Consider the following 13,797-nt stretch of genomic DNA (forward strand, 5'->3'; position numbering starts at 1 on the left):
GCCGGCGCCGGTCACGGCGTCCTTTCGATGACGACCGCGGCGGCCGGGGGCGTTCCCCCGACCGCCGCGGTTCGCTTTCGGGGCCGCGTTCCGCGGCGTTAGGTTGCGGTCGTGCGAACCGGTTCGCACGCGTTCGCGTCGCGCTCCCCTTTGCTCATAGGCGTCCCTTATGCTCGCTCGCCCCTTCGTCGTTGCGGCGCTCGCCGCGCTCTCCGGAACCGCGTTCGCGGCGGAGGCGCCGGAGCCGACCGGCGACCCGGCCGTGGTGACGGAGACGCCGGGGCTGGTCGCGTTCTGGACGTTCGGCGAAGCCGCCGGGGAGCCGCGGCGGTCCATTGCGACGGACGAGCCGTTGCCCCTGGAGGAAGTCAGCGGCCCGATCGCCCGCGTGCCCGGCGGACCGTATTCGGGCGACTCCGCGGAGTTCAACGGCAAGCAGTACCTCAAGATCCCCTACGCGGAGACCGGCCCGCTGAATATCTCCGGGCCGGAGGCGCAGGTGAGCATGTTCGCCGCCGTGCGGATCGTCGATTTAAATCAAAGCCGCACGATCGCGGGGATGTGGAGCGAGGGCAAGGGCCGCAACGACGACACCGGCACCCGGCAGTACGCCCTGCTGATGAATATGCCGACCTACGGCGGGCCGCGGCAGCTCGTGCCGCACATCTCCAGCGAGGGCGGCGTCACCCGCCGGGCCGACGGCAGCGCCTTCCCCTGGTGCGCCGACTACGCCGCCTCCGTCAGCGAGGTTCCCACGGACGAATGGTGCACGCTGGGCTTCACCTACGACGGCGACTATATTCGCTCTTATGTCAACGGCGTGATGGAGCCGCGGGAATTGGATCCCGAGAAAGACAAGCGGGACGATCGCTATTTCACGCAGGAAGGCCCGGACGGCGGGGACCGCGGGATGAACCCGTATTATCACGGCCGCGGGATCTTCGCCTACGACCCGGGGAAGCACGCGGAGTCGAAGCCCGGCGGCGGGTCGGACTTCACCGTCGGCGCCCGCTACGCCGTCGGTTCGTTTACCCGGGAGGCGACGAAGGGCCGCTTCGGCGGGCTGGCGGTGTTCGACCGGGCCCTCACGGACGCGGAAATGCTGCGGCTGCACGAGTCGGCGAACGTCCCCGCATTGAACGCCGCGGACTGACGGTACAGTTGATACGAGCCCGATGCGCAAGCATCGGCCGTCGGCGCAGCCGTCGAGCGGAACGACGCACGGCCGGAGCTTGCGCTCCGGGCTGGGATCGAGCGACGCTTCGCCGAGAATTATCTCAACGTGTTAAACGGCGTCGTTATCCGGGGAGGCGTCGGCGGAAAGTGTGTTTTCGTCCTCCGTCGTCGGCGGGGCGAACAGCGCCTGCAGGCTTTCGACCGGCACGCAGTCGCGGAAGACCATTTGCAGATCCCGCTGCTGGCCGCCGCGTTCGCTGTAGTAGACGGAATCGGTGGTGGTCACGATGCCGACGACGGCGCCCTCGACGTTCACCATCGCGGCGCCGCTGCTGCCGCGGGCGTAGTCGGCGGTGACGGACAGCCGGGGCGTCTCTTCGCCGTGCCGGCGGGTCATGTGGCGGCGGGTCACCACGCCGCGGGAGTAGCTGAAGAACCGCCCCGCCGGGTGCGAGATGCAGTGCACGTCTTCCCCGAGCCGGCCGGCCGCCGCCAGCGGCAGGGCCGACAGCGTGCGGCCCTCGGGCAGCCCCAACCGCACCAGCGCCACGTCCGCGGCGGGGTTCGCGGCGACCACCTCGACGATCGGCCACGCTTCTCCGCTGCGGGTCAGAGCGACGAACCCGGCCCGCTGGTCTTCGTCGTCGTCCTTGGCCCGACCGTGCTGCGGGGCGGCGTCCAGCACATGATAATTCGTCACGGCCAGCCCGTCCGCGGAGATGACGAAGCCGCTGGCGTTATTGGACTCGAAGCGCTCGCAGTTCCTGCAGTAGTGGACGCAGGCGATAATGAGCGTCGCCGCCTCCGCGTCCGCCGCCGGCCCGCCGGGCTCGGAAAGCCCCGACGCCGGGGCCGGGAGGGGCAGCGGGCAGGCTCGGCGGTCCATCTGCTCGCGGAGCGTCGCCAACGGCAGCGTCTGGCCGTCCTCGACCAGCCGGCGCCCCTCGGCGACCACCGCGTCCCGGATCGCCCCGTCGTTCAGGAAGGACGCGGTGAGCGGGTTCGCCGCCTCCCCGGCCTGACCGGTCGGCGTCGCGGCGAGCGTCAGACCGAGGAGCAACCCCGCACAGGCGACGGGCGAGGCGAACGGGGACGCGAACCGGGGGATAAGGCGGTGCATCGCGTCACGGTAAAGCGTGCGAGCGGCCCACGCTCGTGGAAAGTTCCTGACCTGGCCCCCGCCGGACCGGGGCGGCGTTCGGCATTCGCTGACCGTTTTGATCGGACTTTGGACCGCGACCGCGCCGGTCGGTTGCCGGCGTTGCGGGCGACCCGTCAGAGTGGGCCGGCCCGCTCGCCTTCGGAAAATCAGCGCCATGACGTTCTCCCCGCCGCCGTTCCTTTCGCGGTTCGCCCCGCTCGCCGCCGCGGTTCTGTTGTGGGGCGGAGCGACGCCCGCCGCCGCCGCGGAGCGGCCCAACCTCATCTTCGTCCTCAGCGACGATCTCGCCCAGGGCGACGTCGGGGCCTACGGGCAGGAGTTGATTCAGACCCCGAATATGGACCGCCTCTGCGCCGGCGGGACCCGATACATGTCGGCCTATACGGGCACCAGCGTGTGCGCCCCGGCCCGGTCCTCCTTTTTCACCGGCCTGCACATGGGCCACTGTCCGACCCGGGCGAACCGGGAAATCGGCGCCGAGGGCCAACGCCCGCTGCCGGAGGGGCAGGTCACCGTGGCGGAGATTCTCCAATCCTCCGGATATCGCACCGCGACCGTGGGCAAATGGGGGATGGGGATGTTCGATACGTCCGGCAGCCCGTTCAAAACCGGGATCGACCGCTTCTTCGGATATAACTGCCAGCGTCACGCCCACCGCTACTTCCCCGACTATCTTTACGATAACGAGACCCGGGTCGAACTGCCGGAGAACGCCGACGGCCAACAGGGAACCTATGCTCAGGACCTGATTCAAAACGCGGCGCTGAGTTTCGTGAGCGACGCCGCGGCCGCCGACGAACCGTTCTTCCTCTTCTACGCCGCCACGTTGCCGCACGGGAAGTTCGAGATCGACGACCAGGGCATCTACGCCGACAAGCCGTGGAGCGAACTGGAGAAGAATTACGCCGCGATGGTCACCCGGCTCGATCACGACCTCGGCGAGCTGGTCGGGCTATTAGAGGAGAAGGGGGTCGCGGAGAACACGCTCATCGTGTTCGCCGGCGACAACGGCTCGTCCTTTAATCCGAACACGCCGATCGGCAAGCGGTTCGATCAGGCGATGGGCGGCACGCTGCGGGGTTATAAACGCGGTATGTACGAGGGCGCGCTGCGGCAGGCGGCGTTCGCCTACTGGCCCGGCACGATCCCGTCCGGGCGGGTGACGGACGAACCCTGGGCCTTCTGGGACCTGCTGCCCACCTTCGCCGAACTCGCCGACGCGGAGTTGCCGGAAGATTATGAAACCGACGGCGAATCGTTGGTCGGGTTCCTCAAGGGCGGCCCGGCCCCGCAGCGGGACTACTTCTACTGGGAACTGCACGAGTACGGCCCCGGCCCGATGCAGGCGATCCGCTGGGACGACTGGAAGGCCGTCCGCCCCGTCGCCAGCGGCCCGGTCGAGTTATACAACCTCTCGAAAGACCTTGGGGAGAAGGACGACCTCTCCGACGAACGCCCCGAACTGGTCGAGAAAGCGGTCGCGATGATGAACGCCGCCCGCACCGCTCACCCCGACTGGCCGGACCCGGCGACGGCCGAACCGCCGAAGCGGCGGCGGAACTGAGGGCGCCGCCGGCCGTGCGGCAGGGCGGGGAGCCGCTAAGCTGCGGAGGATGCCGCCCGCGACTCGCACCAGTGATCCCGTTCGCACGCGGCCCATGCTCACGCGGGACGACGCCGAGCGGTTCCTGCTGAGCCGGGTGAACTACGAGCGCCGGCCCATTCCGCCGGACGCCCTGCGGTTGGACGGCATCCGGGCGTTGCTGGGGGAGTTGGGCGACCCGCACCGCCGCGTGCCTGCGGTTCATATCGCCGGGACGAAGGGGAAGGGGACCGTGGCCTCGCTTGTCGCGGCGGGGGCGACCGCCTGCGGGCTGCGGTGCGGGCTGTTCACCTCGCCGCACCTCGTCCGCTTCGAGGAACGGCTGACCGTCGACGGGGCCGAACCGGACAAAGCGACGTTCGTGCAACTGGTCACGGACGTCGCCGCCGCCGCGGAGCGGGCCGAGGCCGGTGGGGCCGCCCCGGCGACCTTCTTCGAGATCAGCGCCGCCCTGGGCTTCCTGCACTTCGCCCGGTCCGGCTGCGATCTGGCCGCGCTAGAGGTGGGCCTCGGCGGGCGGCTGGACGCGACGAACGTCTGCGAGCCGGTGGTGTGTGCGATCACCACGATCAGCCGCGATCACACTGCCCTCCTGGGGCACACCTTGGCGGCGATCGCAGGGGAGAAGGCGGGCATTGCCAAACCGGGCGTGCCGCTGATCTGGGGCGGCGGGCCGGGCGAAGCGGGGGAGGCGATCCGGGCCCGCTGCGAGGCCGTCGGCGCCCCTTTCCTGCCGGTCGATCCCGCGGGTCCGACGGGCGACTGGGCCGGTCTCCCGATCCCCCCCGGCGGGCCGCACCAGCGGGCGAACGCGGCGACGGCGGCGGCGGTCTTCGAGGCACTCCGCACCGCCGGCTGGCCGATCACGCCGGAGGCCGCGGCCTCCGGCGCCGCCGGCGTGCGGCTGGCCGGCCGGGCGGAGCGGTTCGCCCTGCCGACGAACGACCGCGGCGAACCGGCCGGCCCCGCGCTGCTGCTGGACGTCGCCCACAACTGGGCCAGCGCCAACGCCCTCGCCGCCACGCTACGGGAAGCTCCCGAACAACGTCGCAGTCTCGTGCTGGCCTGTGCGAAGGATAAAGACGTCGCTGGGGTGCTCCGCACGCTGCTCCCGCATATCGACGACCTGACCTGCACGCAGTTCGTGAAGAACCCCCGGGCCGTCCCGCCGGACGAACTGGCGGCGCTGGCCCGGTCGTTGACGGACGCCCCGATCCGCTGCGACCCGGACCCGCACTCCGCCTGGGCGGGCGCCGTCCGCCGGGCGGGCGCCGGCGGGCTGGCAATCGCGGCGGGGTCGTTCTTCCTCATCGCCGAACTGCGGCCGGGCGTGGCGACGACTCCAGGGTGAGGGCGCCGGGCGAGCCGGCGAAGCGCGGTTTTTTCCACTTTTTTGGGGAACGGCTGAGCACGGCCGAGGCCAGGCGGCGCATGGAAGCGTGTGACGCACCTTTCCGCCGCCGGATCGCTCTCGATGTTGTCCACGTTCCTTCGGACCGCCTCCGTCACCCTCGCCATGTTCGTCGCCTCGGCGTGGGTGGTCGGCGGCTCCAGTGCTGAACTCGACTCGGTTGAGTTCGACTCGGGCGAGTTCGACGAGCCCGCAGTCCTTGCGGATGTGGTCCGGAGGTTGGCGGAGCGCGAGGGACCGCCGCGGGGCACGCTACGTTGGACGACCACGCACTACGTCGATCCCGCGTCACTGGGGGAGGGATCGATGGTGCGAGGCGTGGAGGAAGGAACTTCCGTCGACACTCCGTCCGGCTGGCGGACGGAATCGACGATGACCGAACAATTCTTATTGGAGGACCGCGGCTCGACCGCGCGGGGCGGCCCGGTTGACGACCCCGACGGGACGGTCGGCACGCTGTACGTAGCGGGGGCGGAGAGGCCGGTTCGCTTCATCAAGCGGCCCGGTCGGGCGACCGCCCCGCCCGACCCCTACACGCTGATGCTCGGCGGTTCGGACGCGAGCGCCACCCTGTCGCAATGGCTGGCGGACCGTTTGGACGCCCCGCCGCAATCGGCCGCGGGTCCGTCGGGCCTGCGGTATGTCGGCGTTCGGGAGCGGAACGGCGTGACGCTGGACGTCCTGGAGGCCGAGGCGAGCGACCGGACCGGGCTCCCGGCCGATTTCAGGGCCGTCTGGACGATCGCCCTCGCCCGGGGCCGGGATTCCCTGCCCGTCCGGGCGGAGTTGTGGGTGCGGTCGGAGTCGGAGGCGTACAGGGTGGAGAGCGTCGCGTTGTTCGAGATCACCCAAACCCCGGACGGCCGCTGGTTCCCGAACTGGGTCTTTCACGATCGCTTCGACCTGGCGGCGGCTCGGAACGGCTTGGTCGAACGGCGGGAGGTGACGATCTACGAAGTGACGGTCGTCCCGGAAGATTAACCCGTCAGGCCCACCGCACCGCCACGTCGCAGAGTTCGTAGCCGGCCAGGGGGACGCGGACGGCGTCGCCCTCGCAGATCAGTTCGGCCTGGGTCTCGCCGGCCAGCGTTCGCTTCGCCGCTCCGGTGGGGCGTTTGAAGAACCGGATCGCGGCGGTGCGGGTGCGGCCGTCGCTCTCCTGCACGCGGAGCGTCGTCTCGCCCCCTTCGCCCCGGATCGACAGCACGCGGACGCCCGGGCTGTCGCAGGCCAGCAGCCAGCCGACCGGGCCGGAGGACGGCGGCCCGGCGACGGGTACCGGGACCGGCTGCGTGAGGAAGGCGTCGGCGGCCCGCATCGGGTGCGGGTCGTCCAAGGCGATTCCGAACCGCCAGACGCGGTCGTCGTTGGTCGGTTCCCCGGCGATCAGGAGCGGGCTGTCGAGCATCCGCCGGCCGCTGCGGGTTTGAAACGGGGCGTCCGGGGTGAGGACGGCGGTCCGCAGCTTCTTGTCGCCGTGCAGGCTCGCTAATTCCCAGAAGTGCGCCGACTCGAACGTGCCGGAGGCGGGCGCCGCCTGCCGGGAGCCCTGGATGGAACGGGCCAGCTCCGCCGTTTCGTCGTCCCAGGCCCACCGCAGCACGAGGTCGCCGGCCTCCAGGGCCGTCGCCGCGTCGGTGAAAGAGGCCTCGACCAGCGCCGTACGCGAACCGCGGTCCAGCCGGACCCGCAACGTGAACCCGCACAGCCGGGCGCCGCCGGCGGGGTCGATCAGCGCCCCGCGGCTGACCAGTTCCCCACGGGCCGGGCCGGCGTCCACGAGGTCCCAGGTTTGCCCTTCGATGCGCACCGCCCGGCTGTAACGTTCCGGTTCATGTCCGTCGTCGGGGGCGCCCTTCAGCGTCCGCGGGGCGTGGAACCGCACCGCCGGTCGCATGCCCAGCCGAACGGGACTGCGGCCGTAGGTCTTCACCGTGGCGATCCCGCCGGTCGCGGGGTCCATGCGGACCTCGAACCGCTCGTTCCGCACCATGCCGGGCTCGGCGGTCTTCGCCTTGGATTTGGAGACCGGCGCCGTCTTCGCGGCTTTGTCCGGGAACCAGACGAAGCCGCAGGGGGGAATCTCGAAGGTGAAGGACCGCTTCCCCACGACCTTCACCGCCGGGTGATCGGCCGGCGGGGCGGGGCCGACGTTGAGGTCGCCGCACTCCGTGCCGACCGTTTGGGGCGTCGGCAGCGGATTGAGCCAGAGCGTGCCCGGCCGGTCGCCCCCGCCGCGGCCGATCAGGGCAGCGAGTCGCTCCGCGGCGTCGGCTTCTCCGCCCGGCGAACCCAGCAGCCCGCAGAGGCCGGCGAGGAGCCCGTCCGTCCGGGCCTCCGCATCGGCACGGATCGCCCGGCTGTGGGAGGAGAGCGGCTCCGGCGAACCGGCCGCTGGCCCCGGGGAGCGGTACTTCCGCGGGTCCGCGGCGAACACCCGGGCGAAGGGGTCGTCCTCGGCGAACATCTCGGCGAACGTGGCGAACTCCCCCAGCGCCGGCGAGAGCGCGGTGAGGGCCTTCAAATCGTCCAGCAGCGGGCCGGGGGCGCCCGGCCAGCGGGCGAAGGTGACGGCGACGGTCTGCTCCGCCTCGAACGCCTCGGCGAGGATCTCCGGCAGCTCCCAAAAGGAGGCCGCCGAACCCGCCGGCAGCGGATCGCGGGCGTGGGCGGGAATCTCACCGCCGGCGCCCGCCCACCGCACCCGCCCGGCCCCGTCCGGCGGCACGTCGCCGGGGCCGAACTTGAGGTGTAACGCCGCGTTGACTCCCATTGACTCCAGCAGTTGCGGCGTCAACGGGGTAAAACCGAAGTCGTAACGCCCCCAGACTCCCGGCGGACTCCCGAACAACTCCCGGAACGTCTCCCGGCCGGCCGTCAGGTCCGCGACGGCGGCGGGCACGTCCCGCAGCGCGACCGGGGCCTCCGTCTGCTCTCCCCCCACGGGTTCAACGCGGTCGCCGGCCTCGCGGATCGCGGCGATCAGGTCCGGCGAAGCGGCGGCGATCGTGCGCCAGTCGGCCCCAGTTCCGAGCAAATTCAGCGGCGGCCCGCCGGCGGCCGCGGCGGCGACTTCGGTTTTCAGCTCCGCTCCCGCCAGCCGCGGAATGACGAAGCAAAGGTCGCAGAACTTCGCCGGGGTCGGATAGAACCGCTCCCGGGCTTCGCGGAGCACCTCGGCGGCCTCGACCAGCCGGGCGTGCGCTTCCTCCCGGTCTCCCACGAACAGGGCGTCCGCGGCGGCGACGACTTCGGTGCGGAGCCGCGTTTCATCCAGCGTGCTGTAGTAATGCGTCCTGCGTGTGAGTCGTTCCACCCACAAATGGCCCAGGCCCAAGGCGAAGAACGGGTGCAGATCGGCGACCGGCACGTCTCGCCGATCCGGCGGCAACAGCGGGGCGAGTGCCGACAGGCTCGCGGCGCGGTCCGGGCCGACGACCGCCAGGCGGGCGCCGGCTTCGGTTTCCCAGCCGTCGGGCAGCGTGTCGCGGACGAACTCCGGGATGAGGAACCGCCGGCCGCCGACGGGGCGGGGCGGCTGGTCGGCCATCACCAGGCGGGGCAGGGCCCGGGCGGCGGCCAGCAGGGCGGGGTGCCAGCAGAGGGCGAAGGCGTTCAGGGCCGCGGCCGCCCGGCGTTCGGGCAGGCGCTCCGGCAGGTCGTCCAGCCCGTGGGAAGGCAGCAGCAGGACGGTTTCGGCCGGTCCGTCTGGTTCGGAGACCGTCGTCAGGTCCGCCGTTGGGGCGGGCGATGGCGGGGGGCCGTCGGCCTGCGGGGCGTCGCGGTCCTCGGCGGAGTCGTCGGGTGCCACGGCGGGGGCGGGGGCTTGGGGCGCGGGGGGAGGGTCGTTCCGGCCGCGCGGGCGGCGGGGGGCGGGGCGACCGCGGGCGGGCGTCGGGCCGGTTCCCGGAGAACCGACCGATTGACCGCACCGGAGACGGGGGGGATGATGACGGGCCGTCGGCCACTCGGGAACTCTCCCCCCTTTGGGCGACGCCCGGCATTCGCCGATCTCCATCCTGATTCCCCGACAACGTACGAACTCGACCATGGCCGACGATCAGCCGGTATGGGGCATTGAAGTCGGGCAGGCCGCCCTCAAAGCGATCAAACTGCGTCCGGACCCGGTCAGCGGCCGGGTGGTCGCCGAGGCGTTCGATCTGGTTCAGCATCCGAAGATTCTGAGTCAGCCGGACGCCGTTCCCGCGCAGCTGATCGCGGAGGCTTTCGAGACGTTCCTGTCCCGCAACAGCCTGAAGGGCTGTCGCGTCGCGATGAGCCTACCGGGGCAAAGCGCCCTGGCCCGGTTCATTCAGCTCCCGCCGGTGGAGAGCTCCCAGATCGCCAAGATCGTGGAGTACGAGGCCCGGCAGCAGATCCCCTTCGCCCTGGAAGAGGTGATCTGGGACTACCAGCCGCTGGGCGGCGGGCTGGAGGAGGGCGGTTATACGCTGGAGGCGGAGGTCGGCCTGTTCGCCATGAAGCGCGATCAGGTGGAGATGGCGATGGCGCCGTTCCTCGATCGGAAGATCGAGGTGGACCTGGTGCAGATCGCCCCGCTGGCCCTCTATAACTTCCTGACGTTCGACCGGCTGGGGATGCGGGAGGGCAAGGAGTTCGACGCCCCCGACGAATACACGATGGTCTGCGACCTCGGGGCGGACAATTCCACGCTGTTGATCTCCAACGGCGATAAAATCTGGATCCGCAACGTCAACGTCGGCGGCAATCACTTCACGCGGGCGCTGGTCAAGGATCAGAAGCTGACGTTCGCCAAGGCGGAGCACCTGAAGTGCAACGCCACCAAGGCCCCGGACCCGCGGGCGGTGTTCCAGGCGCTGCGGCCGGTGTTCAACGACTACGTCGCGGAAATTCAGCGCAGCATCGGCTACTTCAGCTCGGTGAACCGCGAGGCGAAGATCACCCGCGTGCTGGGCGTCGGCAACGGCTTCAAACTGGCCGGACTGCAAAAGTTCCTTCAGCAGAACCTGCAACACCCGGTCGAGCGGGTGGATCAATTCAAGTCCGCGGTCGGCGACGAGGTGCTGAACGACGCGACCTTCCGCGACAACGTCGCCGGGTTCGTCGTGCCCTACGGCGTGGCGTTGCAGGCGGCGGGGCTGACCCGGATCACCACCAGTCTGGTGCCGCCGGAGATCATTCAGGAACGGAAGATCCGCAAGAAGAAGCCGTGGGCCGCCCTGGCGGCCGGCGTGCTGCTGGCGGGCGTCAGCCTCGGGGCGGCGGGCTACGGCAACTATGCGGAGAGCGTCAGCGAACAGCTCTGGGCGGAGCCGCTCGCAAAGGTGCCCGAGTTCAAGACGAAGGTCGACGGCTTCCGCAGCGGCTACGACGAACAACTGACCAAGATCGAGGATATTAAGTCGGTCGGCGAAGAGCTCACGAAGCCGGCCAGCGGCCGCATTTACTGGCCCGAGGTGCTCCGGGCGATCGCCGCCGTCGTCCCGGCCGACCCGACCGAGGAGCTGACCAAGCCGATCGAGCAGCGGGAATCCGTGCTGATCAAGGCGATCACCTTCAAGAAGGAGCCGGACCTCTCCACCTGGTACGCGACCCTGCCGCCGCTGACCAAGGAGGTCATGAACGACATGGCGAAGGCGGAGCAGGAAGAGCGGAAGAAGGCGAAGGCCGCCGCCGACGCCGCCCAATACGCCGCCGAGAGGGCCGCCGCGATCGCCCGGGGCGAAGACCCGCCGCCCCCGCCCGAACCGGAGCCCGCCCCCGAGCCCGCCGCGGACGGCGAGACCGATCCGGCTCTCGCCGGACCGACGGGCGAAGGTTACGTGGTGACGCTGAAGGGCGTGCATTACCACGACGGGTCCTCCCCGGAGGATCGCGACGCCGGCTACCTCCGCCGCACCGTGCTGGCCAACCTGCGGGAATGGACGCTGAACACCCCCGTCGGCGAGGTTCCCGTGGCGAAGCTGGGCATCCGGTACCCGGCGCTGCTGCCGATCACGGCCCGGCAGATCCCCTACGACCCTGAGGGTCGCACCGTCCTCGGCACGCCCGCGTTCGGCGGACGCGGCGGGGGCAGCGAGTATGGGGAGGAAAGCTACGACGGTCCGCCGGACTCCTCCTTCGGCGGCCGCGGCACGTTCGGCAGTGAGGAGTCCGGATCGGACTACGGTCCCGCCGGGCAGCCGGCGGGACGTCCGCCGATCGACATCTCCGCCCTCGACTCCGAGGAGCCGGAGAAGAATCTCAAACTGGTGACCGAGTACCCCTTCACCATCCAGTTCGTCTGGAAGAAGACCCCCCCGGCGGAACGGACCGAGCTCCCCAGCGAGGACGTGCCGGGCGCCGAAGGCGAGGCCGCCGCCTCCGCGCCGACTTACTCCGAAGGGGCCTGACCCCCGCCCGGCCCCCGGGCGCCTGCCGCCCGCCGGGCCGTTTCCCGTTCGTGTTCGTCCGTCCCCGTTTCCGCCCCGCCGCCCCGGACCGTCCCCGTGGACAAGCTGCAACCGATCCTCACCCACCGCTTCTGGGTCGTGCTGGGTCTGACCGTCTGTCTGGCGCTGGGCGCCTGGTGGGTGGGCACCGGCTCGCTCGCGGAGCAGATCGCCGCCGCCGAGGCGAAGGTGAACGCGCTGACCGTCCCGGAGGGACAGAACGCCCCGAACGAGGGCTGGATCGAAAAAATCGAGCAGGAGCGGATCCAGCGGGAGGAGGAGCTGCGCACCGCCGCTCGCACGCTGGCCGTCACGCAGGAGGAACTGCGCACCTGGCCGGAAAGCTACCGCCCCTACGTCGAGGGCCTGGAGTACTTCGAGCCGATCGGCATCCGCGGCCGTGAGCAGTATCGGTTCGCCTACGAAGAACAGCTCGAGGCGCTGCGGCAGTCGTTGCGTCCCTACGACTTCGAGACGCAAACCGGCGTGGTCAACGTCCCGCAGGGCGTGTTGCCCCAGTTCGACACCTCCGATTGGCAGCGGCAGGCGCCGTTGGCGATGACCGTCTGGAGCGCCCAGGAGGACATCTGGCTGACGCGCGAGTTGCTGAAGCAGGTCTCCAAGGTCAACGCCGGCTCCAGCCTGATCCTCGACGCCCCGCTGAAGGAGATCCAATCCTTCACGCTGCGGGGCGGCTCCGGCCCCCCCTCCGCCGAGGAGGAGGGCGCCGATCCGACGCTGAGGGACGGCAGCGACAGCTACTCGGAGGAATCCTCCCCGATGGACTCGTCAACCGAAGAGCGCTTCGGCGGCAGCGGCAGCGGCTCCGGCGCCGCGCTGGACGCAGACCTCGATTTCAGCCTCGACGACGACATCGGCCCGGAGGACGGGCTCGACGAAGACCCGACGCTGATCGCCCCCGACCTCGCCGCCGCCGCCGCCGCCCTCGGCGACCCCGCCGCGGCGGGCAGCGAAAGCGGAAGCGAAAGCCGGGAGTCGTACAGCGACGACTTCGGCGGCGACAGCTACGGCGGCGGCCGCACCCGGACGAAGGAGTACGTCTCCCCCGGCGGCGGACGGCGCTACATCACCAGCGCCCCGGAGGTGCCCTACCGCACCCGGGCCTTCAAGATGCAGCTCGTGCTGGATCACCGCGAACTGAACAACGTGCTGGCGGACCTGTCCAACTGCGAATGGCCGGTGGAGATCATCCGCGTGCACATGGTCGAGGGCGCCAAGCCGATGGGGCAGCGGGCCCCGACGGCGCGGAGCGGCCGGCCGGAGGGCGGGTTGCGACCCACCTTCGGGAACGCGCTCGGCGGCATCGGCGGCGGACTGACCCGCGGCGGCCTCACTCAGCGTCCCCGGGGGCTGGGCGGGCCCGCCCGCCGTCCCACCGGCATGAACGCCCGCACGACGCGTCCGGCCGTGGATCCGTCCGATCCGTATCAGGTGGCGATGACGAACCCGTACCTCGCCACGGTGGTGGTGGGCGGCGTGATGACCATCTACAAGCCGCGGACCGAGGCGGAACTGGCCGCGGGCCTGGGCGATCCCTCCGCCGACCCGGCCGCCGCGATCGACGCCGAGACCGGCGAGCCGGTCGCGCCCCTGGACGCCGACGACGCCGCGGTGAACCCGCTTGATCCGAACGCCCCGGCCGGTGAGGAGGAGTTCGGCGTCCTGCCGCCCGCCGACCCGGCCAATCCCGTCGCCGGCGAGGACGCGGCGATGGAGGACGGGGCGGACGCCGCCGGCTTCGGCTTCGACGGCGGCGGCGACTTCGACCTCAACGCCACCCCGGCGCCCCCCGGCGCCGAACCGACGCCCGGCGGGACTCCCCCGGGCGCGGCCCCCGACGCCGCGGCGCCCGGCGCCCCTGAGCCCGGCGCCTCCGAGCCCGGCGCCGGCGAGGCCCCGGCCGAAGACCCGGCCGGCGACGCCGAGCCCGTCGCCGCCGGCGGCGTCTAGTTCCCCGATCCCCCGCGGGGCCTCCGCCCCGCCGGTCCCCGCACTTCCCCTTCGCCTCCCC

8 protein-coding genes are annotated in these 13,797 nt (G+C 71.2%); 6 read left to right on the forward strand and 2 right to left on the reverse strand.

What is annotated here, in order from left to right; translation table 11 throughout:
* Positions 1 to 169 precede the first annotated feature (169 nt).
* Positions 170 to 1,153: a LamG domain-containing protein gene (locus CA12_RS12565; protein WP_145359261.1), complete on the forward strand. Its 984-nt coding sequence runs from the start codon at positions 170 to 172 to the stop codon at positions 1,151 to 1,153.
* Positions 1,154 to 1,285: 132 nt separating this feature from the next.
* On the opposite strand, the gene CA12_RS12570 is transcribed toward CA12_RS12565, so the two are convergent.
* Entirely contained in the window at positions 1,286 to 2,296 is a 1,011-nt protein-coding gene (locus CA12_RS12570; protein ID WP_145359262.1) for a S1 family peptidase, read from the reverse strand.
* Between the two features lie 196 nt (positions 2,297 to 2,492).
* Here CA12_RS12570 and CA12_RS12575 point away from each other — a divergent pair, with 196 nt between their 5' ends.
* The 3 genes from CA12_RS12575 (at position 2,493) to CA12_RS12585 (ending at position 6,333) form a co-directional block, all read left to right on the forward strand.
* Positions 2,493 to 3,902, forward strand: coding sequence for an arylsulfatase (locus CA12_RS12575; RefSeq protein ID WP_145359263.1), 1,410 nt, complete (start codon positions 2,493 to 2,495; stop codon positions 3,900 to 3,902).
* 49 nt (positions 3,903 to 3,951) lie between these two features.
* Positions 3,952 to 5,292 (forward strand): bifunctional folylpolyglutamate synthase/dihydrofolate synthase, encoded by a 1,341-nt coding sequence (locus CA12_RS12580; protein WP_145359264.1) that lies wholly within the window; start codon positions 3,952 to 3,954, stop codon positions 5,290 to 5,292.
* 123 nt (positions 5,293 to 5,415) lie between these two features.
* A complete protein-coding gene (locus CA12_RS12585; RefSeq protein WP_145359265.1) occupies positions 5,416 to 6,333 on the forward strand; it encodes a hypothetical protein in 918 nt (305 codons plus the stop codon).
* Between the two features lie 4 nt (positions 6,334 to 6,337).
* On the opposite strand, the gene CA12_RS12590 is transcribed toward CA12_RS12585, so the two are convergent.
* On the reverse strand, positions 6,338 to 9,163 hold the full coding sequence (locus tag CA12_RS12590) for a polysaccharide deacetylase family protein (RefSeq protein ID WP_145359266.1): 2,826 nt from the start codon (positions 9,161 to 9,163) through the stop codon (positions 6,338 to 6,340).
* A gap of 238 nt (positions 9,164 to 9,401) precedes the next feature.
* On the opposite strand from CA12_RS12590, the gene pilM reads away from it, so the two are divergent.
* Complete coding sequence (gene pilM, locus CA12_RS12595) at positions 9,402 to 11,726, forward strand: type IV pilus assembly protein PilM (RefSeq protein ID WP_145359267.1); 2,325 nt, start codon at positions 9,402 to 9,404, stop codon at positions 11,724 to 11,726.
* 96 nt (positions 11,727 to 11,822) lie between these two features.
* Positions 11,823 to 13,736, forward strand: a complete 1,914-nt coding sequence (locus CA12_RS23010) for a hypothetical protein (protein WP_165700723.1) — start codon at positions 11,823 to 11,825, stop codon at positions 13,734 to 13,736.
* The last annotated feature ends 61 nt before the right edge of the window (positions 13,737 to 13,797 follow it).

It is taken from the genome of Alienimonas californiensis, from assembly GCF_007743815.1.
In the GTDB taxonomy this organism is placed as follows: Bacteria; Planctomycetota; Planctomycetia; order Planctomycetales; family Planctomycetaceae; genus Alienimonas; species Alienimonas californiensis.

Coding starts and splice junctions, on each gene's coding strand:
- CA12_RS12585 (WP_145359265.1), top strand. CDS start 5,416: ATGTTGTCCACGTTCCTTCGGACCGCCTCCGTCACCCTCGCCATGTTC.
- pilM (WP_145359267.1), top strand. CDS start 9,402: ATGGCCGACGATCAGCCGGTATGGGGCATTGAAGTCGGGCAGGCCGCC.
- CA12_RS12565 (WP_145359261.1), top strand. CDS start 170: ATGCTCGCTCGCCCCTTCGTCGTTGCGGCGCTCGCCGCGCTCTCCGGA.
- CA12_RS12575 (WP_145359263.1), top strand. CDS start 2,493: ATGACGTTCTCCCCGCCGCCGTTCCTTTCGCGGTTCGCCCCGCTCGCC.
- CA12_RS12570 (WP_145359262.1), bottom strand. CDS start 2,296: ATGCACCGCCTTATCCCCCGGTTCGCGTCCCCGTTCGCCTCGCCCGTC.
- CA12_RS12580 (WP_145359264.1), top strand. CDS start 3,952: ATGCCGCCCGCGACTCGCACCAGTGATCCCGTTCGCACGCGGCCCATG.